This is a genomic window from Mesorhizobium sp. Cs1299R1N3 (assembly GCF_037179625.1).
GTDB classification, from domain to species: Bacteria; Pseudomonadota; Alphaproteobacteria; order Rhizobiales; family Rhizobiaceae; genus Mesorhizobium; species Mesorhizobium salmacidum.
Genome location: NZ_JAPYKQ010000011.1, coordinates 158770 through 182256, shown reverse-complemented (window position 1 = coordinate 182256; position 23487 = coordinate 158770). Strand labels below are relative to the sequence as shown.

Genomic DNA, 23487 nt, shown 5'->3' with positions numbered 1-23487 from the left:
GATCCACCATCGATGGCTTCATCGCACGCTTCGGATCCCTTATTCCTCGTCATCCGGCTCCAGCAGGCCGATCAAGGCGGCCACGCGGGTCCCGGGCAGCGGCCGTCCTTCGCTCATCAACGCCTCGTCTTCATTGAGCCACGCCCAGGCTTCGCGAAGCTCCTCGGCGGAGGCGCCGGTTGCAATGATTTCCGCGACGGTAGCCTCCTCGATTGGACCGAGCACTGAAGTCACGTCGTCCTTTGTCAAAGCCGTGCGCATGTACGATTTCCTCCGGGGTGATCCAGGATCAACGCCCGCGAACCATCTGCCGTTCCGAGGGAACAAATTTTAACGAACAGCTCTTGACGGAAAAAAGGCGAATTACCAAATCGATTTCGCCGACGCCCAACGGGTCGGCAAGTCAAGGGGCGCCGCTTCCTTGGCGCTCCTCCTATGTTGCTCAATGGAGGATATAGCTATGAGAACCGCTTTCGACTTTTCTCCCCTGTTCCGATCGAGCATCGGCTTCGACCGGATGTTGAACGCTCTGGATGCCGCCAGCCGCATCGAAACGATCGACAACTGGCCTCCCTATGACATCGCCAAGACAAGCGAGGACGATTACCGCATTACGATGGCGGTGGCCGGCTTCTCGCAGGAAGAACTGACCCTCACCCAGGAGCAGAACATGCTGGTGGTGTCTGGTCAGAAGACTGGCGACGATAAGGGCGGCGACAACAGCCAGTACCTGCATCGCGGCATCGCCGGGCGAGCCTTCCAGCGTCGCTTCGAACTGGCCGACCACGTCAAGGTCGTCGGCGCTGCCCTGGTCAATGGTCTGCTGACGATCGATCTCAAGCGCGAGATTCCTGAAGAGATGAAGCCGCGCAAGATCGAGATCGCAGCCGACACGACGCTGCCCAAGGGCGCGACGAAGCAGATCGAGGCCGAGAAGAAGGTCGCCTGAAATCTCCGCACGGTGCCGGGCAATGCCCGGCACCGTCGGGATGACTTTGTCACCGAACGACCGAAAGGAGAAAATCATGAGTGTTCGTGATCTGATCCCTTGGGGCCGCGGCAATGGCGACCGGGCCCCCAGCCTTTTCCGCGACGGTGAGCGCGACCCGTTCCTGTCGCTGCATCGAGAAGTGAACAAGCTGTTCGACGATGTTTTCCGCGGCTTCGGCACAGGCATGCCGCCGTTCGGCAGGACCGCGTTCGACCGAAATTGGCCGAGCGTCGAGATCTCCGACAGTGAGAAACAGATAAAGGTCACCGCCGAGGTGCCCGGGCTGGAGGAGAAGGATATCGAGGTACTGCTCGAAGACGGTGTGCTGACGCTCAAGGGCGAGAAGCAATCCGAAACCGAAGACAAGGACAGGCAGTTCTCGGAGCGCTACTACGGCCGCTTCGAGCGCCGCATTCCGCTCGGCTATGAAGTCCGCGGAGACCAGGTCGAAGCCCGCTTCAAGAACGGCGTGCTGACCGTGGCCTTGCCCAAGACGGAGAAGGCGCAATCGCAGGTCAAGCGCATCGAAATCAAGAGCTGATCATGCCGAGAGCGACGCGAAATCAAGCCGGCCGAGCAAGGTGGCGCAGGAACCATCGGATTGCGTGGTCGGCAGCCTCGTCCAGTGTCCCAGGTTCCTCGAACAGATGGGTCGCACCCGGAACGATGGTGAGTTCCTTTTCAGAGCGCAGTGCCGCCAATGCCGAGCGATTGAGCGCGATCACCTGCGTGTCGGCACCACCCACGATGAGTAGCGTCGGTGCCCGGACGCGTGGCAGGGCCTCCGCCGCAAGATCGGGCCGGCCGCCGCGCGAGACCACGGCGGCAGCATGCTCCGGCCGCTCGGCCGCCGAGATAAGGGCCGCGCCAGCTCCGGTGCTGGCGCCGAAATAGCCGAGCCGCAGCCTGGATGTGCTCCCAAACGAACTCAACCAGTCCGTCGCCTGGACCAGACGATCGGCGAGCAGTCCGATGTTGAAACGCAGCTCGGCCGTGACCTGATCGATCCGCTCCTCGTCGGTCGTCAGCAGATCAATGAGCAGAGTGGCCAGTTTCGCCTCGTTCAGCCGTTCGGCCACATAGCGGTTGCGCGGGCTGTTCCGGCTGCTCCCGCTGCCGTGGGCGAAGAGCACCAGTCCTTGAGGATCGAGAGGCAGCGACAGGTTGCCTTCGAGCATGACGTCGCCTGCTGCAACATGCACAACCTGCTGGTTGGCGGCTATGGTTGAAGCTGGGCTCATTTCGCCTCGCTAAGCTGATCTTCTACACGCCGAATGGATAGGTTTCCGCCAGTTCGCCCGCATCCCATTCAGAGCTGCGTTCCAGCGGCTCGACCGCCCTGGTCTCGTCGAAATGCAGCACGGCGTCGAACTGTTCGGCCAGATTGGCATGGAAGTAGTGGCTGACCCGCTCGGTTTCGGGACGATAGATGACCCCGATCGCACGCTGCAGAAGCCGTCTTGGCAAGTCCTCGCCTGCATTGCGCACATCGAGGTGGAACCGGCCGGAAGAGACTTCGTGGAACAGCGCCTCATAGCTGCTTGCAAGCGCGGGTCGCACAGTCTTGCGCTCTGCTGGGCCGCCCCAGTCGGACGCCGCCGTCACCGTGCCGTGGTGCGTCGTGAAGCCGACAAGAAATGTATCGCTCTTATGGGTTTCGCGGAGGAGCTGACCGAGGTTGATCTCGTCGCGCCGGCTCTTGTCCGTCGCTCGCGCATCGCCAAGATGCGAATTATGCGCCCAGATCACGACCTTTGCCGGACGTCCTCGCCGGCTGAGATGGGCCGCAAGCGCCTCGAAGGTCTCTGCCATGTGCCGGTCGCGCAAATTCCAGGTCGATTCCGGCGCCAGGAACATGGCGCGGTAATAAGCCTCCGCATTCTTCACCAGCCGTGCATTCTGCTGGGCAGCGAAGAGCTCGTCTTCCGGAAGGAGCGAGTTAGGCTTCGCCGCGGGACGGCGTTTCAACGTCTCGACCAGTTGCGCGATCACGGCATCCTCACAGGACTTCTCGATGTCGCTGCCGGCGATGAAGCCATAAACCTGGGGATCCGGCCCAAAGTGATCGAAGCAGGCATAGCGCCGCCGCGCGACTTCCGCGGCGGCCGGCTCGACTGCCTCGAGATAGCGAAGCACCGCCTTCATCGCGCCGTGCAGGGCATAGAGGTCGAGGCCATAGAAGCCGGCCTTCGCCTGCGCGAGTGAGTCATTGTGGTCGCGCAGCCATTCGATGAACTCGACGACAACCCTGTTCCGCCACATCCAGGTCGGGAAACGCCGGAAGTCCGCCAGCGCCTCCTTGGCATCGAGATCGCCGTTTGCACCCTGGACGTAACGATTGACCCGATAGGCATCGGGCCAGTCGGCCTCGACAGCGACGGCCGAAAAGCCCTTCTCCTCGATAAGCCTTCGCGTGATCAGTGCCCGCTCTTGATAGAATTCATGCGTGCCATGCGAGGCCTCGCCGAGCAGCACGAAGCGTGCCTTCCCGATCGCCTCGATGAGCCGGTCGTAATCGCCTGCTCCGCCGGCAAGCCGCACGACGCGCCTGCGCAGTGTGCTCGCCGCCGGCTGCTCGGCTGCAACCTTTTCGGCCGCAGTGGATCGTTGCCCTGCCCTGGCCAAGAGTGTCTTCACTTCCTCATCGCTCGTCTGCGAAAAATCCTCATACCAGCGTCCAACACCGAGGAGCGGCTGCGGCGTCGTCGCACAGACAACTTCGTCGGCGTCGGCCCTCATCGCATCGCAGATATCCGGGCTGCCGACAGGAACGGCCGCGATGACGCGGGCCGGACGGCTCTCGCGAAGCGCACTGACAGCCGCCCGCATTGTCGATCCGGTCGCAAGGCCGTCATCGACGATAATGACGGTTCGCCCCTTGACCCGGAGCGGAGGCCTGCCGCCGCGATACAGGCGCTCGCGACGCAGAAGTTCCTGTTCCTCCCTGGAGGCAACCGCATCGATGACATGCTGCGGCACGGAGAGTTCATCAACAAGCTGTTCGTTCAGAACGCGCACGCCGGAGGTCGCGATCGCGCCCATGGCCAGTTCCTCATGGCCTGGCACACCTAGCTTGCGAACGACGAAGACATCGAGCGGCGCCTTCAACGCACGAGCGACTTCATAGGCGACTGGAACGCCGCCACGTGGAAGCGCCAGTACGATGACATCGCGGCGCCCGGCATAATCTTTCAGTTCGGTTGCAAGTTTTCGCCCGGCCTCGCGGCGGTCTGAAAATACGACGGTCATGAGCTTCGGTCCAAATGCGCGGTTTCCGCCTCGACCGACTTCGAGCAATCCCAAGCTGGCCGTGAGAGGCCCCGCCTGGAGCTTTTGTCGATGCTACTGGAACTCGCTCCAGGCCCATACGTTCCGAGTAAATCCAAGGACGACGCGAACGCTCAAGAATCACCACGACTGAGGTGAACGTCATGGCATTTTCGATTGAAAGTCCGGCCTTCCGGGACGGCGACAGGATTCCGGATGAATATGTGCGCGACGGGGAGAACCTGTCGCCCCCGCTGACCTGGAAGGAAGCGCCTCAGGGCACTCGAAGCTTCGTCTTGGTCGTGGAGGATCCCGACGCGCCCTCCGGGATCTTCCGCCATTGGGGCATCTACGACATCCCTGCGGAACGCGACCGCTTGCCGGAGGGTACGACGGCTGGCGCCAAGACCGAAAGCCTTGGCCATGGCGTCAATGATTTTGGCAACCCGCGCTACGATGGACCGCAGCCGCCCAAGGGCCACGGTGTCCATCACTATCATTTCCGCCTCGCGGCCCTCGATGTCGAAACGCTGCATTGTGGCGAGAAAGCCAAGGTCGCCGACATATTGGATCGGGCAAAGCCACATGTGATCGCACAGGCCGAACTTGTCGGCACCTACGAGAGGGCGTGATGCTCGTCTCGATGCCGAGATGTCCGCCGTTTCTCCGGACCCGGCGTGCCCCATTGGCATTCAAGCCGATGTCGTGGCGACCGGGCATCCCGGGAACCGGCTTTAGGAGGATAACATGAATTCCACGGGCCTCGATGTCTTCGACAAGACCCTGCAAACGACTCACGTCTGGCTGCGCGAACTCTCGCATAAGGACGCGATCGGTCCCGACAAACAACTCGCCTGGCACGCATTAGGAGCGGTTTTGCAAAAGCAGACTGTCCGCTTTTGTGTCCGTAGCGGAGATAGCTGACCTTCAAGGGAATCTCGCGGCCTGTTGAGTATCTTGGCTCCTAAAGCCTGAGAGCGGTCCTGAAGGTGGAGAACTCGTCATCAGTGATCTGAACCACGTGCTGCGGCTCGGGGTAGGCGCCGGTCTGGACGTCGGCGATAAACTCGCGATAAGCGGCGATGCGCTCGCGCTGCAGCCGCTCATACTCGGCGGCGAAGTTGCGGTAGGTCTTTGCATGGCGCGGCTTGTGGCCTGATGTGTGGCCGAGCACATCCTCGCTGAACAGATACTGCGCGTCGGCATGCGGTCCGGCGCCCATGCCCAGCATGATCATCGGCGTACTCCCAGTGATCAGTTCGGCAACGCGGTCAGGCACCACTTCCAGTTCGGCGCCGAAGCAGCCGATGGCTTCCAGCCGCTTGACGTGGTCCCACACCGCACGCGCGCTCTCGGCCGTCCTGCCGACGGCCTTGAAGCCGCCGGTCCAGGTGCATTGCGAAGGGATCAGGCCGACATGGGCGACGACCGGCACGGCGTTGTCGCAGAGCGCCTTTTGGATATCGAGCGAGGCGGCGCAGTAGAAGCAATCGCCGCCGATGCGCATGAAGTGGTAGGCGGTTTTCAGATAGTCCTCCGCCGTGACCAGATTGCCGGATGGCCCGTAAGGCAGCCCGACCTGCACGAAGCAGCGGCCCGCCGCCTCGCGCATCTCGGGCGAGAAGAAACGGCTCTCGATCGACAGCATGTCGACGCCGGCCGCATCCGCCGCCGCCGCCTCTTCGAGCGAGGTGACGTAGAGCATGGAAATCTTTTGGCCGCGGCTTTTCATGGCGCGGATATCGGCGACGGTTGGGCGAGTGCTCTTGGCGACCATTTTCGTTCCTTAGACGGTGAAAGCTTCGCGGAAGGCCAGCAGTGCTGCCTCGGGGTCGCCGGAGGCGAACGCCTCCATGCCCACCGGCCCGCGATAGCCCATGTCCTTCAGCGCACGGGCGATGCCCCGGTAATTGATCTCGCCGCTGCCGGGCTCCATGCGTCCGGGCACATCGGCCACCTGGATCTCGCCGATCCATGGCAGGCAGGCGCGGCACAGTTCGATCAGGTTCCCTTCGCCGATCTGCGCATGGTAGAGGTCGAGGTTGAGGCGCAGGCCCGGCCGGTTGACGCTCGATACCAGCGCAAGCGTGTCTTCGGCGCGTGCAAACGGCACGCCGGGATGGTCGACCGGAAGGTTCAAATTCTCCAGCGTGAATGTCACGCCTTCAACCTCGGCGAGGTCCGCAATGCGGTTCAGCGTGTCGCGTGCCTTGAGCCACATCGCGCCGGTTACGGTCTCGCAGGGCGTGACCGGCAGGCCGTCTTCGCCCAGCCCGGTGCCGTGCAGGTTGAGCCGCGCAACGCCAAGGCGCTTGCCGACCGCCGCGGTCTCCTTCGCCGTCTTCAACAGTTCGGCAGCACCTTCGTCATCGGCCAGCCGGCCGCGCAAATAACCGTTCATGATCGAGAAGGTCGCGCCGGATCTTTCCAGCATTGCGAGATCGTGCTCGGGCCAGTTCCAGAGGCCGACCTGAAAACCCATTTCGGTGAGGCGCTTGACGCGCCATTCCATCGGCCGGTCGCGCCAGAGCATCTCGGCGCAAGCCGCAAGCGTAAAGGTATCGGACATGTCAGGCCTCGATGTACACGCGGCCGTCCTCGACCTTCGTGGTGTAGGTTTTCAGGTTCACGCAGACCGGTGCGCGCAACGCTTCGCCGGTCCGGTAGTCGAACACGCCGTTGTGCTTCGGGCATTCGATCCTGTGTTCCATAACCAACCCGTCGCTCAGATGCACCTTCTCATGCGTGCACAGCCCATCGGTGCAGAAGAATGCATCGTCGGGGCTGCGGTAGATGGCGAATGTCCGGCCCTCGTGATCGAAGCGGATGACGTCCTCTTCTTCGATGTCATCGGTCGCGCACGCATCAATCCATTTTGCCATTGTCACTCTGCCGTCTGTTCCTTGGTCGGTTGAAAAAGGCGGCCGGCGGACCACGCATTCCGCCGGCCGTACAGGAAGATGCCCGGGAGGAGATGGGCGTCTTCACTGGTCACGCATGGCTCGCGCCCCGCGGCGCATGTCCGTTGTCAGCCGCCGAGAAGCTCTCGATCTCGGCTTCGAGCTCGGCCATCTGCTCGCCGCCCGCCATCAGGTCGGTGATCGCCTCGCGGCTTTTCTCGCCCTTGCGGAAGTCGGCGGCCTTGGAACCTCTGATGAGGACGGCGAAGTGGTCGCCCACGGTCAGCGCGTGGACGACATTGTGGGTGATGAAGATGACCGCAATGCCCTTGCGGCGCGCTTGCAGGACGATGCGCAGGACATGCGCCGCCTCCTTGACGCCAAGAGCCGCGGTCGGCTCGTCGAGGATCAGCACGCTGGCGCCGAAATGCACGGCGCGCGCGATCGCCAGCGCCTGGCGTTCGCCACCGGACAGTCCGCCGACCAGGCGGTCGCCGTCGTCGATGCGGGTGATGCCGAGCTGGCGCATCTCGGTGACGGCGATCTCGTTGGCCCGTTTGCGGTCGTAGATGGTCAGCGGCCCCCAGCGCCGCGTCGGCTCGGCGCCGACGAAGAAGGAGCGGCCGATGCTCATCAGCGGGAATGTCCCGCCGAACTGGTGGACGGTGGCGATGCCATGGTCGCTGGCGTCGCGGGGGCTGTCGAAGGCCACGGATTTGCCGTCCATCTCCATCGTGCCCGACGTGGGCTTGTGGACACCGGAGAGGATCTTGATCAGCGTCGACTTGCCGGCACCATTGTCGCCGAGCAGGCACAGCACCTCGCCTCTGTTGACCTCCAGCGAAATGTCGTGGAGCACGTCGATCGGACCGAACGACTTGTTGATCCCGGTCAGCCTGAGCAGGGGCGTGGTCATGAGCGAACCCTCGATTTGGTGCGCGGCGCGTAGGTCAGCGCCATGGTGCGGAAGGTGTTGTTCATCAGCACGGCCGCCAGCAACAGGACGCCGATGATCAGGCTAGCCCAGTTGGCGTCGAAGCCGGTGTAGAAAATGCCCTGGTTGACGATGGAGAAGGTCAGCGTGCCGAGCACGATGCCGACCACCGAACCGTAGCCGCCGGTGAGCAGCACACCGCCGATGACCACCGCGATGATCGAGTTGAAGATGAAAGACTGCCCCGCCGCCACCTGGGCGCTGTTGTAGAGGATCGCCTGCGACATGCCGACAAAGGAGGCGCACAGGCCGCTGCTCATGAACAGCGCGATGGTCACCCGGTCGGTCGGGATGCCGGCATTGCGGGCGCTCACCGCGTCACCGCCCATGGCCAGGATCCAGTTGCCGAAGCGCGAGAAGTTCAGGATGAAGCCGACGATGAGGATGGCGGCGATCCACCAGAACAGCGTCACCTCGAACTTGCCGCCGAGATAATCGCCGAACAGCAGCTTGGCGGTGGGGCCACTCTTCAGCGCGACGCTGGTGCTGCCGGACAGAATGACCGAGAGGCCGAGTGTCAGGCCAGCCAATGCGAACAGCGTTGCAAGGGTGACGACAAAGGACGGCACCTTGGTGCGGATGACCAGGACGCCGTTGATGAAGCCGACGGCCAGGCCCAGGCCGAGCGACGCGAGAATGCCGGCGATGATCGGCAGATCATAGTGGCCCGAGATGATGGCGACGGTCATCGAGCTGGCGGGGATCATCGACCCCACGGAGAGATCGAGATGCCCGGCGATCATCAACAACCCGATGGGAAGCGCGATGATGCCGAGTTCCGAGGCGACGTTGAGCCAACTCGCCGCACCCCCGGCCGACAGGAAATTGGCGCCGCCGAAGATTGAGAAGAAAATCAGGACTGCGATCATGCCGATCAGCGAGCCGACTTCCGGGCGACGCACGAGGCTGCCGACCGAGGGCATCGAAGAGCGCGGAACGAACGGCGCAGCCGTCGCCACGGAAGGTTGGTGATGGGCTTGGGATATCATCGAAGTGTCCCTGGCTTGAATAATAGGGAGCCTGGCGCGACCTTTCGGCGGCGGCGCGGGGCTGATGATGTCCGGCCCACGGAGGGCCGGACACTCCGAGCGAGCTATCGGGCGCCGGCCGCCGCACCACCCATCGTCGCGCCGACGTTGGCGGCATCGACGATCCCTGGTCCGGTCAGCACCGGCTTCGTCGGCAGGTCCAGCCCATAGTTGACGAAGCCGTTGAGCAGCGACACCGCGAGATAGCCCTGCAGGTAAGGCTGCTGGTCGACAGCGAACAATTGTGTGCCGTCCTTGATACGCTGCAGGCCGGTTTCGTCCATGTCGAAGGAAGCGAGCTTGACCTTGTCGCCAAGATTGGCCTGGCTGATGGCGTTGGCCGCACTGTTGGCGTCGCCGGCGCTGATGGTGATAAGGCCGTCGAGGGTGTTGTCTTTCAGCACAGCGGCCTTGATCGCCTCGGCGACCGCGGTCGGGTTGCCGAAGCTGGATGAAGGCAGCGGCAGCTGGGTGGATTTGCCGCCGCTCTTGGCGATGGCGTCAGCTATGCCCTTGCAGCGGTCTTCCGTGTTGGTGGAGCCTGGCAAGGTGTTGACGCATAATACATTCTTGGCGCCGTGGCTGCCGAAATAAGTGCCGCCGCCGAGACCGGCCACGTATTCCTCATTGCCGACATAGTTCATGGCGCCGAGCCGCTTGGCCGCGTCCATGCCGCCGGAATTGTAGATGATGAGCGGCACACCGGCGGCAACGACTTCCTTGAAGGCGTCATCCATGGCCTCGGGCACCCAGTCCGGCCCGACGATGGCGCTCGGCTTCTGGCTGAGCGCGGTGCGGATCAGCTTGGCGGCGTCCGGGCCGAGATTGTCGTAGTTCTGCGGACCGAGCCAGGTCACCGAGCCGCCGGTCAGTTCGGCGACCTTGCCGGCATCGTCGGCGCCCTTCTTGACCTTCGACCAGAACGGGTCGTCCGCCTTGCCGCCGATGACGAAGATCTTCGCCCCATCGGCCATTGCGGCTGTGGCACCTGTCGCGACCACGGCTGCCGTCATCACCGCCGTCAAAAGCTTCGTGATATGGTTCATTTCATTTCCTCCCGGTTGCCGTCATCAGACGGATTGGAAAACTTCGTTTCAAACGCTCCCCTCCCGGTGCGTCGGGTGATCGATGCTTTGCCTGGCGTCGGTCACGGCCTGGCGTTCATGCGCTCCTTCTTTTTCTGGAACCGGGCGTCCATCATGGCGTCACCCTCTCTGGTGCCGTCGTGCAAGGTGCCGAACCATCGATCGAGCGGGATCAGCCCGTCGCCGCCGTAGTTCACCTCGAAATATTTGTGATGCAGGTAGTGTGCGTAAGCGTGGCTCTCGACCGCTGTGTCCTCGGTCACCTCCAGCTTATCAAAGCCGAGATGGCCGTTGACCGCACCGAAGCCGGCGATATGCAGCTGGAATAGCGCGACAATGGGATTGGACGGGATGACCAGGTGCCAGAAGGCGACCGCGTGATAGAGGAACCCTTCCACCGGATGCATTGACAGCGACGACCAGGGCGACGGGTTGATGGAATTGTGGTGGACCGAATGGATCCAACGATAGAGCGGTCCCCAGTGGATCAGGCGGTGGATGAAGAAGAAGTGCACCTCGTGGATGGCCGGCCCGACCAGCACAAGGGCAGCGAGGTAGACCGGGTGATCAGACCAGCCGATCCACGGCACGTAACCATTGGCAAAGCACCAGAGGAAGACGACTTCGACAACGGTCCACAACGGGATGGTGATGAAGAACGAGCGCAGGAAGTTGTCGAGGTTCTGGCTCTGGAACCAGAACACGTCGGAGGGCGCGTCGCTCGGGAATTTGTGGTTGTATTTGAAGCGCGTCGCCTGAGCGCGCTTGATGTAGTAGCGCAGCTCGAAGATGCCGTAGAAGACAAGGATCGCCGCGGCGTTGACGGCATAGAGCCACAGCGCCCAGCCCCAGCCGATGGTCTTCATCGTCTCGACGCTCGACACGATATAGAACCAGTACAGCAGCGCCGTGGCCATATGGAAGGCATTCCACGGCCAGATATAGCCGGGCAGCCACGCCAGAATCTTCGGCAGCCTGGGCGGCCAGTTCCACAACGGCGCGCCCTCGATGCGTCCGTTGGGCTTCCAGTCGCCGCGCTTGTCGCGCACGCCGTATTTGAGATCGTCCATGCAATCCTCCACCCGCAATGCCGCACCTGCAGCGCCTTGGGACGGGCCGCACGCGCACGCTGCCTCACTCCGCCAGAGGGCGGTGGGCAAAAACCCGTCTGCGCTGTGCTGCTGCTATCCCTTGGGCTGGCGGTGCGTCCGCCTTGCTTGCTTTTGACGAGATAAACATCTTGATCCAAAATGAATCAAGAATAGAATGTTTGTTCCAAACTGATTGTGTCATTCATATCAATCTGGCATGATAAATGATATCTTCGTATCAATTGCCACAGGCGGATGAGACGAAATGGATCAAAATAAGCGGCCGACGATCAGGGATGTGGCCGCCGAGGCGAATGTTTCGGTGGCCACCGTCAACCGGGTGCTGAGCGGCACCGGCGCCGTCCGCCAAGGCACCCGCGAGCGCGTCAGGCTGGCGGCCGAGCAGATCGGCTTCTACGGCACGGGCGCGCTGCGCAGCCGCATAGCGGCCGCAAGGCCGCACTACCGTTTTGGCTTCCTGCTGCACCAGCCCGGCCGCGCCTTCTACCGCAACATCGCCGAGGCGCTGCGCGCGGTGGCGCCGACCATGCCCGACTGCGAGATTGAGCTGCGAATCGAGTTTCTTGACGACCTGTCGCCGCAGAATGTCGGAGCGCGCCTGCTGGCGCTCGGCGCCGAATGCGACGCCGTCGGCGTCGTCGCCGCCGTCCATCCGCTTGTCACCCAGGCGGTCGATGCGCTGCAGGCCCGCAACGTGCCGGTGTTTGCGCTGATCTCGCAGATATCGGCGACGGGTCAGGTTCATTACATCGGGCTGGACGGCTGGAAGGTCGGCCGCACCGCGGCCTGGGTGTTCGAACATGTCTGCAAGGTGCCCGGCAAGCTCGGCATCCTTGTCGGCAATCACCGCTATCGCTGCCAGGAAATGAACGAGAGCGGCTTCCGCTCCTATTTCCGCGAGCACGCCCCTGATTTCACGCTGCTTGAGCCGCTGCTGACCTTCGAATCGAGCGCCATCGCACAGGAGATGACCGAGAAGTTGCTGAACGAAAATCCGGATCTGTCCGGCCTCTATGTCGCCGGTGGTGGCATCACCGGCACTATCGCGGCCCTGCGCTCCACCGGCCGCGCCGGCAGCATCGTCGTCGTCGGCTACGAGTTGATGGAGTCGACCCGCCCGGCGCTGCTCGACGGCACGCTGACCTTCATCATCTCGCACCCGCTCGCCCGTATCGCGCTCGAAGCGCTGACCGGTATGGTCCGCGCCGTTGCCGCCCCGAACGATGGTGGCAATTTGACCGCCATCTTGCCGTTCGAGATATACACACGGGAGAATATTTAGAGCAAAGGTTACAGCACAGCGTTAGGAGCTTCATATGGAGGTTTCGACAAAGGTCAAACTATCTTGCGCTCTTTGGAAAAAGCGCTGAGCCTATCCTCAGCAGGGCGAGATGGGCACGACATTTCCGGCATCGACGCATAGCTTTCCACCGACGTCCGCTCTTGGACAAAGTCCAACACGCCGGAAAACGGCCGACATGAGGCGCGAAGCCGTCGTTCTAAAAGGGGTCACATGATCGCCGATGTCGCCGCAATCATCGGATCCCTCGACATCGTGTTCAGCGAGATCGATCGCTGACCAATGAGCGGATCACTTGGCGCTGTCTAAACCGGTGGCCTCACCGACATGGCGCATCATGCGGCGAAAGCTCATCGAGATATGAGCGCGCCTTATGTGGCCGATCGATTCCCAATCTCCGATTTCCGCCGCGGCAAGGACTTCCTCCATCTCCCGGCGGAAGGCAGTGAATTCTTCGACAAGACCCAATTGCGGCATCATCTTCAGGACGACCCGCGCCACCTGAAAATACAGGCGCTCGCTGATCTCGCGCAGTGGCTGATTGCCAGTCATCGCGGTAAGTTCGTAGAAGAAATCCATGTTAAGGCGAAGGAAGGCGCGCTGGTCGGGGTTGAGAATATCGGAATCACAGCGCGTGATGAGCGCTCGAATCCGATCGAGATCCTCCGCCGTGCGCGGGATCGGCGAAAGCTTGCCGACGAGGAGCGCCAGTTCCAGCCTCAGGTGATAAACCTGCTGCAATTCCTCGATATCGACATCGGTGACGATCGTGCCGACGCCATGGACGGATTGGACGAGACCCTCGGATTCGAGGCGCGCCAGCACACGTCGAACCGGTGTCCGGCTGATCTCGAATTCCTGAGCCAGCTCTTCCTCGGAAAGATGGCTTCCCGGTGCATAGTCAAGCAGACAGATGCGGTCGCGCAAGATGCGGTAGATGCGCTCGAACCGCTCGCGCGCCGAAAGCGGGCGCGGCTGCGGGTCGGCTGCTACCATGGGCGCGGCATCCGTCTCAAGCGTCATCCAGCCTCCAGGACAGCGTGCAGGAACTGCCGTGTTCGTTCATTCTTCGGCGCTCCGAACAGTTCGCCTGGCGGCCCCTGCTCGCAGATCTTGCCTTGGTAGAAGAAGCAGACGCGATCGGAAAACTCCTTGGCGAAGCCCATCTGATGGGTGACCATCAGCATGGTCAGATCGTGCTCGCGACCGATCTGCCTTATCACCTGCAGCACTTCGCCGACAAGCTCCGGGTCGAGCGCCGACGTTACCTCGTCAAACAGCATGATCTTGGGCCGCATGGCCAGCGCCCTGGCGATTGCCACGCGCTGCTGCTGACCACCAGACAACTGAGACGGGTAGTGGTCCTTCTTCTGGGATAGCCCGACCAGGTCGAGAAGCTCGGCCGCCCGTGCTTCTGCTTCCGTCCGCTTCATGCCGAGCACCGTCATCGGCGCCTCGATGCAGTTGGCCATTGCTGTCATATGCGGGAAGAGATTGAAGGACTGGAACACCATACCGATCTTCGCCCTGATGCGGCGAATATGGGCAAGGTCGGCAGGCACAAGTTTGCCGTTCTTCTTCATGTGGGTCAGCGGCTCGCCCTCGACCCAGATGACGCCATCGTTGATCGTCTCCAGCGTCATCAGCATGCGCAGCACGGTCGTCTTGCCGGAGCCGGACGGGCCGATGACGGAGACTTTTTCGCCACGCGCGATTTCAAGATTGAGCTCGTCGAGAACGGTCAGCGCGCCGTAGCGTTTCGAGACATTTTCGAAACGGACCATCGGTTGTTCGGTCATCGCATGGTCCTCCGGTTGAGCAGGCGTTCGAGAGCGCGGATGAGCGCGGCTGAAACCAGGCTCATGGCAAGGAAGAACAGGCCGACCAGCGTTATCGGCTCGGTGTAGCGGAAGGTGTCGGAGCCGATGATCTTGGCGGTCTGCATCAGCTCCATCACGGCGATCGCGGAGAGCAGCGGCGTCTCCTTGAACAGGGCGACGAGGTAATTGCCAAGAGCCGGAACGATCGGCGGGATCGCCTGCGGGATGATGATGTCGCGAAACGTCGTCCAGGCCGAAAGATTGAGCGCGATCGAGGCCTCCCACTGGCCGCGATGGATGTTGTCGAAACCGGCGCGATAAACCTCGGAGCAATAGGCGGCGTAGTGGATGCCAATGGCAAGCACCCCGGCGGTGAAGGCATCGAGCACCAGGCCAAACTTCGGGAAGACAAAATAGATGAAGAATATCTGGATGAGCAGCGGTGTCGAACGGATCAGCTCGACCAGCACCGAAATCGTCCAGCCGGTCCATGGCACGGCTATGCGCACAACCGCCAGCACCAGGCCGAGGGTGGCGGCCAGAACGAAGCCGATCAGCGTCGCCTCGACGGAGACGATTGCCGCGTGCGCCAGAACCGGCAGGATTTCGAGGGTGAAGCTCCAGTCCCAGATCATGCTGCCTTCCCCCGCGCCAGACCGGCCGATGCACGTCTTTCGAGAAGCCGCATGCCGATCGTGAGGACCAGCGACATCACGAGATACATCAGCAGGACGAGGGTGAAGATCGGAATGGTCTTGAACGTATTCTGGTTCATCTGTTGCGCCTTGAAGGCGAGATCCGCCAGGGTGATCAGCGAGACCAGCGACGTCGACTTGAGAAGTTCGATGAACAGATTACCCCAGGGCGGTATCATGGCGACGACGGCTTGCGGCAGGATCACTCGCCGCAGCATCTGGGCACGGCTCATATTCAACGCCGTGCATGCCTCCCACTGGCCGCGAGCGACAGACAGGATCGCGCCACGCACCACCTCCGATCCGTAGGCACCGACGTTCAGGCCGAGCGCAACAACCGCCACCAGAAACGCATTGAGCGTGACGCCGAATTGCGGCAGCACGAAAAACAGCCAGAAGAGTTGCACCAGCGCCGAGGTGCCGCGAAAGATCTCGACATAGACCGTTGCCAGCCACCTGAGCGGCGCCGGGCCATAGAGCCGGGCGAGCGCGGCGAGCACCCCCATGATAACCGCGAGCAGGCTGCCAAGGATGGCGATCTCGATCGTCAAAGTCGCGCCCTGCAGCAAGCCGGGCAGGAACAGGCTGTAGCTTGCCTGTGTCGCCAGGATACCGATGACGGCGAGCGCAATCGCGAGCATCGCCACAAGCGTGCCAATTCCCATCTGCCTCTCCGGAAAAAAGGGCGGCGCCTTCGCGCCGCCCAGCAGTTGGGACCCTATTTCCCGGCGCAGAGCTCGGCGGTGGTCTTGTTCGGCAGGTAATCCTTGCCGAAGCCGAGCGGCTCGACCAGCGCGATATGCTCCGGCGAGCCAAGGAATTTCTTCAGCTCGGCATTGAAGGCTTCCTGCAGATCGGTGTCTTCCTTGCGGAAGCCGAAACCGCCATGGCCCTTCACCGACTTGCCGGCGACCTCGCCGAAGGGCTTGGTCGATTCGACGCCGTCGGCCTTCTTGGCCATTTCGGCGATTGAAAGCGCGGTCAGCGCGGCAGCGTCGGCGCGGCCGGCCTGAACGGCTGCGACAAGGCTGGATTGGTCGGGCAGGGAAACGATCTGTCCTTCAGAGACACCCGCCTCCTTGGCGAAGCCGCCTTCGACCGCGCCGGCCATGACGGCGAGCTTGAGGTCTGGGTTGTCCTTGAAGGTCGAAAAGTCCTTCACACCCTTCGGATTGCCCTTCATCACCAGCATGGCTTCGCCGATGCCGTAGGACGGCTCCGAGTAGTTGATCTCGGCGCAGCGCTTCGGGGTTATGAACATGCCGGCGGCGATGATGTCGAAACGGCCGGCCTTGAGACCCGGGATGAGCGAGCCGAATTCGGTCAGCACGCCGTCGACCTGCGGGATGCCCATCTTGGCGAGCACCGCCTTGGCGACTTCCGGCGCCTCGCCGGTCAGCTTGCCGTCGGGCGTGGCGAAGCCGAACGGTGCCTCGTTGGCGAAGCCGACGCGGATGTAGCCGTCCTTCTTGGCCCGTTCGAGGGTGGTCTCCGCATGGGCGGGCAACGACGCCAGTGACGTCGCGGCAAGTGCAAGACAGGCCGCCGCCTTGACGACGACACGACGCGATATCGATGATTTGAACATGCTTTTCTCCCGTTGAACTACCGATGATGGTTCCCAGCGCAACGACCTTCTTCGAGGCTGAAACGCGCTTGACCAGACGTATACAACTGCCTTACAGATTGTGCAAGCAAAGACACGGAATTCTGCGAAACTTGGCCCAAATACAGGCCAAGCTTTCGTCAAGATGTGCACAATTTGGGCAAATTTGGCCAACTCAGTAGGACGACAGCATATCCGGAAGGCAGGGCGTGACGAACGCGGGAACATTCACGCGGCCGGAGTATCGCGGCGCGCCAACGCGTCGTTGTCGACCAGCATGACTGGCGGGAAACCGGGCCTGCCGAGAGACCACGACGGCGACAATGCCGGCAACAGCACGCATGAGGATGCCCGATGGACCGCAATCCCTTCTCCGAAACCGAAATCGCCGGCCGCCTCGCAAGGATCCGCAAAGTCCTGGCCGAGCGCGAACTCGACGCCGCTGTCTTCGCTTCGCCGGAGAACGTCTTCTATCTTACCGGGCTCGACCACTGGGGCTATTTTGCCCCTCACCTGCTGATCGTGCCGCTTCAGGGAAAACCTGTCCTCGTCACCCGTTCGATGGAAAGGGTGACGATCGAGAAGCAGGTGACGGCGGCGGAATTCCGCGGCCATTCCGATAGCGAAACAGCGGCTGATCTTGCCGCGCGTGTGCTGGCGGAACTCGGCCTCTCCGGCAAGCGGCTCGGCCTTGAATACTGGACGGCGGGCTTGAGTCATGGGCTTGCCGTGGCCTTGCAGACGCAAGTCGATGCCAAGTGGAGCGATGTCTCCGGCCTGGTCGACAGGATGCGGCGGGTGAAGAGCGCCGAGGAACAAGCCCTGATGCGGCTGGCCGCGGAAGTGACCGACGCCGCCGCCGGAGCCGCGATCGCGGCGATTTCGGACGGCGCCGCCGAACAGGAGGTCGCCGCCCAATGTGTTTCGGCGATGATCCGCGCCGGCGGCCATGCGCCAGGCTTTGGCCCTTTCATCCGCCCGGCAGCGCGACTGGGCGAAGAGCACACGACTTGGGGCGACGGTATCTATCGCAAGGGCGAACCGGTCTTCGTCGAACTGTCCGGCTGTATCTCGCGCTACCACGCACCGCTCGGCCGGCTTGTTCGTATCGGCCACATCAGCGACGAGGACGCCAGGATGGCCGAAGTGACCGCCAGGGCGTTCGACGCGGTCGTCAAGGCGCTGCGTCCGGGGGCCAAGGCGCGCGATGTCTATGCCGCCTGGCAGGCTGTCGCCGACGAAGCCGGCCTTTCCCACTATCGCCGCCATCACTGCGGCTATCTCGTCGGTGCCGGCCAGCCGCCCTCATGGACCGGCGGCAATTCGGTGACCGGGCTCCGGCACGATTCTGATCTCGAAATCGAGACGGGGATGAGTTTCCACATCCTGTCCTGGCTGATGGGCACGGGGAGTGGTGATGACTTCATCTCCAACACCGTGCTTTTGACCGATGCGGGCGCGCAAGTGCTGACCCGCACTCCGACCGGCCCGATCGTTCGGTAGGCCGCGCGCATGGCACCCTACTCGGCATTCTCGATTTTCCGCAATGCGCTGTCGGGCCAGAAGAACTGGCAGCGCGCCTGGCGGGCGGCGGAGCCCAAACCGTCTTACGACGTGATCGTCGTCGGCGGTGGCGGACACGGCCTCGCCACCGCATTCTATCTCGCCGAAAACCACGGCGTCCGCAATGTCGCGGTCCTGGAGAAGGGTTATATCGGTGGTGGCAATGTCGGCCGCAACACCACCGTCATCCGCTCCAACTACCTGCTCGACGGCAACACCCAGTTTTACGAATTCTCGATGAAGCTCTGGGAGGGCATGTCGCGGGCGCTGAACTTCAACGTCATGTTCTCGCAGCGCGGCCAACTCGTCACCGCGCATTCAGCCGACCAGCTCGACGGCTTCAGCCACCGCGCGAACATCATGCGTCTGAACGGCATCGACGCCGATATTCTCGATCGCGACGACGTGCGCCGGCTGGTGCCCTATCTCGATTTTTCCGACACGGCTCGCTTCCCGATCCATGGCGCCATCTTCCAGGGCCGCGCCGGCACGGCGCGCCATGATGCCGTAGCCTGGGGCTATGCGCGCGCCGCCGATGGCCATGGCGTTGACATCATCCAGAATTGCGAAGTGACGGGCTTTATCCGCGATGGCAACGGGATCGTCGGCGTCGAAACGACGAAAGGGCGGATCGGAGCAGGCAAGGTCGGGCTCGCCGTCGCCGGCCATACATCCACGCTCGGCGCCAAGGCCGACCTTGAACTGCCGATAGAAAGCCATGTCCTGCAGGCCTTCGTCACCGAACCGCTGAAGCCACTGGTCGACCATGTCGTCGCCTATGGCGCCGATCATTTCTACGTCAGCCAGTCGGACAAGGGCGGGTTGGTCTTCGGCGGCAATCTCGATGGCTACAATTCCTACGCCCAGCGCGGCAATCTCGGCGTCGTGCGCGAAGTGGCGGAGGCGGCGATCGCGCTGATGCCTTGCATCTCGCGCATCCGTCTGCTGCGTCATTGGGGCGGCGTCATGGACATGACACCCGATGCCAGTCCGATCATCTGCCCAACGCCGATCGACGGCCTCTATCTCAACGGCGGCTGGTGCTATGGCGGCTTCAAGGCAACGCCGGCTTCTGGCTGGTGCTTCGCCCATACCATCGCCACCGGCAAGCCGCATCCCTTGGTCGCTGCCTACGGGCTCGACCGCTTCCGGACTGGCCGCACGCTGGACGAGGCCGGCGCTGGCCCCTCCGCCTGGCTGCAATAGGAGGCGGGAAGAAAATGCTGCGCTTCGAATGCCCGTGCTGTGGTCCGCGTGACCATGACGAATTCCGCTATGGCGGCGATGCTTCCGTAAGGCGTCCGGCCCATGACGATCCCGACCCGGAGGCCTGGTATGCCTATGTCTATATCCGGAAAAACCCGGCGGGCCTTCATCGCGAATTCTGGCAGCACGTGACCGGCTGCCGCCAGTGGCTGGTGGTCGAGCGCGACACGCGCAACCACGTCATTTCTTCGGTCGCCTTCGCCAGGACGTCGCAAGCATGAATGCTCGGAACAAGCGGCTGCCAGAGGGCGGCCGCGTCGATCGCTCCCATTCCATCGAATTCAGCTTCGACGGCAAAGGACTAGCCGGATATCGCGGCGACACGCTTGCATCCGCATTGCTCGCCAACGGCGTCACCCTGGTCGGGCGCAGCTTCAAATATCATCGCCCGCGCGGCATTCTTTCCGCCGGGCCGGAGGAGCCGAACGCGCTGGTCACGCTCGGAACTGGCGGCAGGCGCGAGCCGAACCTGCCGGCAACGATGCTGGAACTTGGCGACGGCATGACCGCGGAAAGCCAGAACCGCTGGCCGTCGCTCGCCTTCGACGTGCAGAGCGCCAACGGCCTGTTCGCACCGTTCCTTTCGGCCGGCTTCTACTACAAAACCTTCATGGGTCCGACGCGGCGTTCCTGGAAGGTCTACGAGCATTTCATCCGCAGGGCGGCGGGTCTGGGCCGGGCCGGTACCGAGCCGGATCCCGATCGCTATGAGGTTCGTCATGCCTTTGCCGATGTTGCAATCATCGGCGCCGGTCCGGCAGGACTATCGGCGGCGCGCGCTGCCGCCGCGGCCGGCGCGCGGGTCGTGCTGATCGAGCAGGATTTCCTTCTCGGCGGCCAGCTTCTGGCCGAACAGTCCGACGGCGCGGCCGCCTCATGGCTGGGCCAGGTCGAAGCCGAACTGGAGAGCTTCGAAACCGTCACGTTGATGAAGCGGACCAGCGCTTTCGGCATCTACGACGGCAATGTCATAGGACTGGTCGAACAACGCAACCAAGACCGTCCGCTGTACTCGGGGCAAGCTCGGCAGACAGTCACCATGCTTCGCGCCCGCTCGGTCGTTTTCGCCACCGGCGCCATCGAGCGTCCGATGGTGTTCCCGAACAACGACCTGCCCGGCGTCATGCTTGCCTCCGCCGCCCGAATATATCTCAACCGTTTCGCTGTTCTGCCGGGCAGGAAAGTTATCGTCGCCACCACCAATGACGGCGCTTGGCGCACGGCCTTCGACCTTGCCGAGGCCGGCGCGGAGGTGACGGTATCAGACCTGCGCACCACTATCCCTGCGGCGCTTGTCGTGGAGGCCACACGCCTCGGGGTCGCGGTGCGGCCCGCAACACGCATTCTCGACCTGCGCGGAGGCCATTGCGTGAAGCGTGCAACGCTCAAGGGACCGGACGGACGATTCGAGGCCGCCTGCGATCTGGTCTGCGTGTCCGGCGGCTGGTCGCCGACCGTGCACCTCGCTTCGCATCTGGGCGTAAAGCCTCGATATCGCGAAGACATAGGCGGCTTTGTGCCAGGTGCGTTTCCGGCCAACCAGTTCGGCGCCGGCGCGATGATGGGAATCCATGCGACCGCCGATGCTAACGAGGACGGCCATCGTGCTGGCATCGAAGCGGCATCCTTCTGTGGCAAGTCGGCGCCGGTACCAGCTCCTTCGAAGCTCGATCTGGGCGAAACCGTCACGACCCCGTCTCGCGAAGTCCCGTGCGCCCAAGGCGGAAAAGCGTTCGTCGATTTCCAGATGGACGTGACGACAAAGGACATCGAACTCGCCCACCGCGAAGGCTATGAGTCGATCGAGCATCTGAAGCGATACACGACGCTCGGTATGGGGACCGACCAAGGCAAGACCAGCAATTTTCCGGGACTTTCCGCGATGGCCGCCTTGCGCGGCGCAACAATCCCCGAGACCGGCACCACGACCTTTCGCCCGCCCTTCACGCCAGTCGCCATCGGCGCGCTCGCCGGTCGCGCCACCGGCCACCATTTCAAACCGTTCCGCCGCACGCCGATGCATGACTGGCATTTGGCGAACGGCGCGGAGATGCTTGAAGTCGGTCTGTGGATGCGGCCCTGGTTCTATAGGCGGTCCGGGGCCGACGTGAACGAAGCCTATGTCGCCGAAATGCGGAATGTGCGCCGGGCTGCCGGCTTGATGGACATCTCCACCCTGGGCAAGATCGACGTCCAGGGTCCTGACGCCGCAACGTTCCTCGACCGTATCTACGCCAACGGCTTCGCCAAGCTGCAGGTCGGCCGCGCCCGGTACGGCGTCATGCTGCGCGATGATGGCATCGTCTTCGACGACGGCACCACGACGCGGCTGGCCGAAAGCCGGTTCTTCATGACCACGTCGACCGCCAGGGCCGCCGACGTGCTGTCGCGGCTGGAATTCCTGCTGGATACCGCATGGCCGGAACTGCGCGTCGCGGTTTCCTCGGTGAGCGATGAATGGGCGGCAATGTCGATCGCTGGACCGGAGGCTCGTGCGATCCTTGCGGCGGCGTTTCCGTCGCTCGACGTTTCTAACGAAGCGCTGCCGCATATGGGCTCGTACGAGGGCGAATGGCGAGGCCGCGCGCTGCGTATCCTGCGTCTCAGCTATTCCGGCGAGCGCGCCTATGAAATCTATGTCGGCGCAACCGCCGGTGAACAACTCTGGAGCTGCCTGCTCGAAGCGGGCGGGCCGCTGGAGTTGAAGCCCTACGGCATCGAGGCGCTCGGTGCGATGCGTGTCGAGAAAGGCCATGTCGCGGGACCTGAAATCGATGGGCGCACGACGCTCGACGATCTCGGCCTTGGCCGTATGGTCGGCCAGCGCAGCGGCTTTGTCGGCGATGTGCTGCGGCGGCGCCCTGCCCTGCTCGCGCATGACCGGCAACGCCTGGTCGGACTGGAATGCATGGAGGACGGAAAGCGGCTGCGCGGTGGCTCCGTCCTGTTCCGGCCGGGCGAGAAAGCAACCGGTCATGGATGGGGGCGCGTCACCTCCGTCACCTTCAGCCCCGAACGTGACCGCTATATCGGGCTGGCGCTGCTTGCCGGCGACCTCGCGACCGAGGGAAGCGAGGTCGTGGCCGTCTATCCCATGAAGGCCGAAACCGTGCGAGCCCGCGTCGTCTCGCCGATATTCCTCGATCCGCAAGGAGAACGGCTGCATGGCTAGCTCGGATTTCACCCTTGCCGTGGCCGATTGCCCGCTCATCCAGGTCGAAGGCTGGGACGGAACGCTGAGCCAATTCGAATCGAACCTCTCGGCGTCGCTCGGTGCAAAACTTCCCGCCTCGGTCGGAGAGACGGTTCGCCACCAGAGCCTTCTCGTCATCCGCATTGCACCGCGCCGCCTGTGGCTGGCTCTCGACGACGGGACGCAGGCGCCGACTCTCGCCATCGATCCGGATCTCGGCTGTTCGGTTTGTCTTGGCGAAGGTCGCGTGCGGTTCGGCCTGGCCGGGGTCGACATCTCGAGCGTTCTCTCAACCTGCATGGCCGTCGACTGGCATGCGCCGGCCGCCGCTCCGGGCCGGGCCGTGCAGACATCCTTCCACCATGTACCAGTGCTCTTGCTGCGCACCGGCGAGACCGCATGCGACGTCATTGTGCCGCGAACCTTCTCTCGCAGTCTCCATTATTGGATTATGGACCACCAGGCCAGTCCTGCGGGGAGCTGAGACGAAGCCATTTACCCTTGCTGACCAGAGCGGCGGCCAGACCAGGATCAGCAACCGCTGATCACATACCTCGTCCTGCTCTTTTCGGCCTCCGACCTCGAAGACCGCTCTCGCCCGCTCCCGTAGGCCGGAGGCTCCGATCAATCAGTAAACGCTCACGGAACGCGAGGTGCGCCTCGCCCA

Annotated in this window: 24 protein-coding genes and 2 pseudogenes; 11 read left to right on the top strand and 15 right to left on the bottom strand. The window is 63.0% G+C overall.

Annotation, left to right across the window (positions count from 1 at the left end):
- Positions 1 to 39: 39 nt before the first annotated feature.
- Entirely contained in the window at positions 40 to 261 is a 222-nt protein-coding gene (locus tag O7B34_RS22530) for a hypothetical protein (RefSeq protein ID WP_027145652.1), read from the bottom strand.
- A gap of 199 nt (positions 262 to 460) precedes the next feature.
- On the opposite strand from O7B34_RS22530, the gene O7B34_RS22525 reads away from it, so the two are divergent.
- Together O7B34_RS22525 and O7B34_RS22520 are read left to right on the top strand one after the other, a co-directional pair.
- Positions 461 to 949: an Hsp20 family protein gene (locus tag O7B34_RS22525; RefSeq protein ID WP_337128693.1), complete on the top strand. Its 489-nt coding sequence runs from the start codon at positions 461 to 463 to the stop codon at positions 947 to 949.
- Positions 950 to 1025: 76 nt separating this feature from the next.
- Complete coding sequence (locus O7B34_RS22520) at positions 1026 to 1532, top strand: Hsp20/alpha crystallin family protein (RefSeq protein WP_337148162.1); 507 nt, start codon at positions 1026 to 1028, stop codon at positions 1530 to 1532.
- A 22-nt stretch (positions 1533 to 1554) separates the two neighbouring features.
- Here O7B34_RS22520 and O7B34_RS22515 read toward each other — a convergent pair whose 3' ends face one another.
- The gene (locus O7B34_RS22515) at positions 1555 to 2169 is read right to left on the bottom strand and encodes a dienelactone hydrolase family protein (protein ID WP_337148161.1); all 615 of its coding nucleotides are present in this window, start codon (positions 2167 to 2169) and stop codon (positions 1555 to 1557) included.
- A gap of 85 nt (positions 2170 to 2254) precedes the next feature.
- Positions 2255 to 4240, bottom strand: a complete 1986-nt coding sequence (locus O7B34_RS22510) for an erythromycin esterase family protein (RefSeq protein ID WP_337148160.1) — start codon at positions 4238 to 4240, stop codon at positions 2255 to 2257.
- 182 nt (positions 4241 to 4422) lie between these two features.
- Between O7B34_RS22510 and O7B34_RS22505 the strand changes: the two genes are divergently transcribed.
- Both O7B34_RS22505 and O7B34_RS22500 read left to right on the top strand, forming a co-directional pair.
- Positions 4423 to 4890, top strand: a complete 468-nt coding sequence (locus tag O7B34_RS22505; RefSeq protein ID WP_337139919.1) for a YbhB/YbcL family Raf kinase inhibitor-like protein — start codon at positions 4423 to 4425, stop codon at positions 4888 to 4890.
- Between the two features lie 115 nt (positions 4891 to 5005).
- Positions 5006 to 5140: pseudogene (locus tag O7B34_RS22500) on the top strand (DUF2267 domain-containing protein); the annotation flags it as partial.
- Between the two features lie 82 nt (positions 5141 to 5222).
- On the opposite strand, the gene O7B34_RS22495 reads toward O7B34_RS22500, so the two are convergent.
- From O7B34_RS22495 to O7B34_RS22465, 7 genes are all read right to left on the bottom strand, one after another.
- A complete protein-coding gene (locus O7B34_RS22495) occupies positions 5223 to 6035 on the bottom strand; it encodes a 3-methyl-2-oxobutanoate hydroxymethyltransferase (RefSeq protein WP_337148159.1) in 813 nt (270 codons plus the stop codon).
- A 9-nt stretch (positions 6036 to 6044) separates the two neighbouring features.
- Positions 6045 to 6827, bottom strand: a complete 783-nt coding sequence (locus O7B34_RS22490) for a hydroxypyruvate isomerase family protein (RefSeq protein WP_337148158.1) — start codon at positions 6825 to 6827, stop codon at positions 6045 to 6047.
- Between the two features lies 1 nt (position 6828).
- The gene (locus tag O7B34_RS22485) at positions 6829 to 7140 is read right to left on the bottom strand and encodes a MocE family 2Fe-2S type ferredoxin (protein ID WP_337148156.1); all 312 of its coding nucleotides are present in this window, start codon (positions 7138 to 7140) and stop codon (positions 6829 to 6831) included.
- A gap of 109 nt (positions 7141 to 7249) precedes the next feature.
- A complete protein-coding gene (locus tag O7B34_RS22480; RefSeq protein WP_337148155.1) occupies positions 7250 to 8074 on the bottom strand; it encodes an ATP-binding cassette domain-containing protein in 825 nt (274 codons plus the stop codon).
- On the bottom strand, positions 8071 to 9075 hold the full coding sequence (locus tag O7B34_RS22475) for an ABC transporter permease (RefSeq protein WP_337148201.1): 1005 nt from the start codon (positions 9073 to 9075) through the stop codon (positions 8071 to 8073). The genes O7B34_RS22480 and O7B34_RS22475 overlap by 4 nt, the downstream gene beginning before the upstream one ends.
- A gap of 170 nt (positions 9076 to 9245) precedes the next feature.
- On the bottom strand, positions 9246 to 10226 hold the full coding sequence (locus O7B34_RS22470; protein WP_337148154.1) for a sugar ABC transporter substrate-binding protein: 981 nt from the start codon (positions 10224 to 10226) through the stop codon (positions 9246 to 9248).
- 101 nt (positions 10227 to 10327) lie between these two features.
- On the bottom strand, positions 10328 to 11335 hold the full coding sequence (locus tag O7B34_RS22465; RefSeq protein WP_337148153.1) for a sterol desaturase family protein: 1008 nt from the start codon (positions 11333 to 11335) through the stop codon (positions 10328 to 10330).
- Positions 11336 to 11621: 286 nt separating this feature from the next.
- Between O7B34_RS22465 and O7B34_RS22460 the strand changes: the two genes are divergently transcribed.
- Positions 11622 to 12659 (top strand): LacI family DNA-binding transcriptional regulator, encoded by a 1038-nt coding sequence (locus O7B34_RS22460; RefSeq protein WP_337148152.1) that lies wholly within the window; start codon positions 11622 to 11624, stop codon positions 12657 to 12659.
- Between the two features lie 222 nt (positions 12660 to 12881).
- Positions 12882 to 12956, top strand: a pseudogene (locus O7B34_RS22455) (hypothetical protein); the annotation flags it as partial.
- A gap of 12 nt (positions 12957 to 12968) precedes the next feature.
- Here the strand turns inward: O7B34_RS22455 and O7B34_RS22450 are convergent.
- Genes O7B34_RS22450 through ehuB form a run of 5 tightly spaced genes read right to left on the bottom strand, consistent with a single transcriptional unit; the run spans position 12969 to position 16780 of the window.
- Entirely contained in the window at positions 12969 to 13700 is a 732-nt protein-coding gene (locus tag O7B34_RS22450) for a GntR family transcriptional regulator (RefSeq protein ID WP_337128681.1), read from the bottom strand.
- Positions 13697 to 14476, bottom strand: coding sequence for an ectoine/hydroxyectoine ABC transporter ATP-binding protein EhuA (ehuA, locus tag O7B34_RS22445; protein WP_027146715.1), 780 nt, complete (start codon positions 14474 to 14476; stop codon positions 13697 to 13699). Before ehuA ends, O7B34_RS22450 begins: the two co-directional genes overlap by 4 nt.
- Positions 14473 to 15132 carry an ectoine/hydroxyectoine ABC transporter permease subunit EhuD gene (gene ehuD, locus O7B34_RS22440; protein ID WP_027146714.1) on the bottom strand — a complete coding sequence of 220 codons (660 nt, stop codon included), beginning with the start codon at positions 15130 to 15132 and terminating at the stop codon, positions 14473 to 14475. Before ehuD ends, ehuA begins: the two co-directional genes overlap by 4 nt.
- The gene (ehuC, locus tag O7B34_RS22435) at positions 15129 to 15857 is read right to left on the bottom strand and encodes an ectoine/hydroxyectoine ABC transporter permease subunit EhuC (RefSeq protein ID WP_337139909.1); all 729 of its coding nucleotides are present in this window, start codon (positions 15855 to 15857) and stop codon (positions 15129 to 15131) included. Before ehuC ends, ehuD begins: the two co-directional genes overlap by 4 nt.
- Before the next feature lie 53 nt (positions 15858 to 15910).
- Positions 15911 to 16780: an ectoine/hydroxyectoine ABC transporter substrate-binding protein EhuB gene (gene ehuB, locus O7B34_RS22430; protein WP_337148151.1), complete on the bottom strand. Its 870-nt coding sequence runs from the start codon at positions 16778 to 16780 to the stop codon at positions 15911 to 15913.
- 372 nt (positions 16781 to 17152) lie between these two features.
- Here ehuB and O7B34_RS22425 point away from each other — a divergent pair, with 372 nt between their 5' ends.
- From O7B34_RS22425 to O7B34_RS22405, 5 genes are read left to right on the top strand one after another with little or no spacing between them, the layout of a single operon-like run.
- Entirely contained in the window at positions 17153 to 18301 is a 1149-nt protein-coding gene (locus tag O7B34_RS22425; protein ID WP_337148150.1) for a M24 family metallopeptidase, read from the top strand.
- A gap of 9 nt (positions 18302 to 18310) precedes the next feature.
- The gene (locus O7B34_RS22420) at positions 18311 to 19567 is read left to right on the top strand and encodes a sarcosine oxidase subunit beta family protein (protein ID WP_337148149.1); all 1257 of its coding nucleotides are present in this window, start codon (positions 18311 to 18313) and stop codon (positions 19565 to 19567) included.
- A gap of 14 nt (positions 19568 to 19581) precedes the next feature.
- Positions 19582 to 19848 carry a sarcosine oxidase subunit delta gene (locus O7B34_RS22415; protein ID WP_027146709.1) on the top strand — a complete coding sequence of 89 codons (267 nt, stop codon included), beginning with the start codon at positions 19582 to 19584 and terminating at the stop codon, positions 19846 to 19848.
- Positions 19845 to 22799, top strand: a complete 2955-nt coding sequence (locus O7B34_RS22410) for a sarcosine oxidase subunit alpha family protein (RefSeq protein WP_337148148.1) — start codon at positions 19845 to 19847, stop codon at positions 22797 to 22799. Before O7B34_RS22415 ends, O7B34_RS22410 begins: the two co-directional genes overlap by 4 nt.
- Complete coding sequence (locus O7B34_RS22405; protein ID WP_337148147.1) at positions 22792 to 23304, top strand: sarcosine oxidase subunit gamma family protein; 513 nt, start codon at positions 22792 to 22794, stop codon at positions 23302 to 23304. Before O7B34_RS22410 ends, O7B34_RS22405 begins: the two co-directional genes overlap by 8 nt.
- Positions 23305 to 23487 lie beyond the last annotated feature (183 nt).

Coding starts and splice junctions, on each gene's coding strand:
- ehuC (WP_337139909.1), bottom strand. CDS start 15,857: ATGGGAATTGGCACGCTTGTGGCGATGCTCGCGATTGCGCTCGCCGTC.
- O7B34_RS22485 (WP_337148156.1), bottom strand. CDS start 7,140: ATGGCAAAATGGATTGATGCGTGCGCGACCGATGACATCGAAGAAGAG.
- O7B34_RS22425 (WP_337148150.1), top strand. CDS start 17,153: ATGGACCGCAATCCCTTCTCCGAAACCGAAATCGCCGGCCGCCTCGCA.
- ehuA (WP_027146715.1), bottom strand. CDS start 14,476: ATGACCGAACAACCGATGGTCCGTTTCGAAAATGTCTCGAAACGCTAC.
- O7B34_RS22515 (WP_337148161.1), bottom strand. CDS start 2,169: ATGCTCGAAGGCAACCTGTCGCTGCCTCTCGATCCTCAAGGACTGGTG.
- O7B34_RS22495 (WP_337148159.1), bottom strand. CDS start 6,035: ATGGTCGCCAAGAGCACTCGCCCAACCGTCGCCGATATCCGCGCCATG.
- O7B34_RS22450 (WP_337128681.1), bottom strand. CDS start 13,700: ATGACGCTTGAGACGGATGCCGCGCCCATGGTAGCAGCCGACCCGCAG.
- O7B34_RS22420 (WP_337148149.1), top strand. CDS start 18,311: ATGGCACCCTACTCGGCATTCTCGATTTTCCGCAATGCGCTGTCGGGC.
- O7B34_RS22490 (WP_337148158.1), bottom strand. CDS start 6,827: ATGTCCGATACCTTTACGCTTGCGGCTTGCGCCGAGATGCTCTGGCGC.
- O7B34_RS22510 (WP_337148160.1), bottom strand. CDS start 4,240: ATGACCGTCGTATTTTCAGACCGCCGCGAGGCCGGGCGAAAACTTGCA.
- O7B34_RS22460 (WP_337148152.1), top strand. CDS start 11,622: ATGGATCAAAATAAGCGGCCGACGATCAGGGATGTGGCCGCCGAGGCG.
- O7B34_RS22525 (WP_337128693.1), top strand. CDS start 461: ATGAGAACCGCTTTCGACTTTTCTCCCCTGTTCCGATCGAGCATCGGC.
- O7B34_RS22520 (WP_337148162.1), top strand. CDS start 1,026: ATGAGTGTTCGTGATCTGATCCCTTGGGGCCGCGGCAATGGCGACCGG.
- ehuD (WP_027146714.1), bottom strand. CDS start 15,132: ATGATCTGGGACTGGAGCTTCACCCTCGAAATCCTGCCGGTTCTGGCG.
- O7B34_RS22530 (WP_027145652.1), bottom strand. CDS start 261: ATGCGCACGGCTTTGACAAAGGACGACGTGACTTCAGTGCTCGGTCCA.
- O7B34_RS22475 (WP_337148201.1), bottom strand. CDS start 9,075: ATGCCCTCGGTCGGCAGCCTCGTGCGTCGCCCGGAAGTCGGCTCGCTG.
- O7B34_RS22405 (WP_337148147.1), top strand. CDS start 22,792: ATGGCTAGCTCGGATTTCACCCTTGCCGTGGCCGATTGCCCGCTCATC.
- O7B34_RS22410 (WP_337148148.1), top strand. CDS start 19,845: ATGAATGCTCGGAACAAGCGGCTGCCAGAGGGCGGCCGCGTCGATCGC.
- O7B34_RS22505 (WP_337139919.1), top strand. CDS start 4,423: ATGGCATTTTCGATTGAAAGTCCGGCCTTCCGGGACGGCGACAGGATT.
- O7B34_RS22415 (WP_027146709.1), top strand. CDS start 19,582: ATGCTGCGCTTCGAATGCCCGTGCTGTGGTCCGCGTGACCATGACGAA.
- O7B34_RS22470 (WP_337148154.1), bottom strand. CDS start 10,226: ATGAACCATATCACGAAGCTTTTGACGGCGGTGATGACGGCAGCCGTG.
- O7B34_RS22480 (WP_337148155.1), bottom strand. CDS start 8,074: ATGACCACGCCCCTGCTCAGGCTGACCGGGATCAACAAGTCGTTCGGT.
- O7B34_RS22465 (WP_337148153.1), bottom strand. CDS start 11,335: ATGGACGATCTCAAATACGGCGTGCGCGACAAGCGCGGCGACTGGAAG.
- ehuB (WP_337148151.1), bottom strand. CDS start 16,780: ATGTTCAAATCATCGATATCGCGTCGTGTCGTCGTCAAGGCGGCGGCC.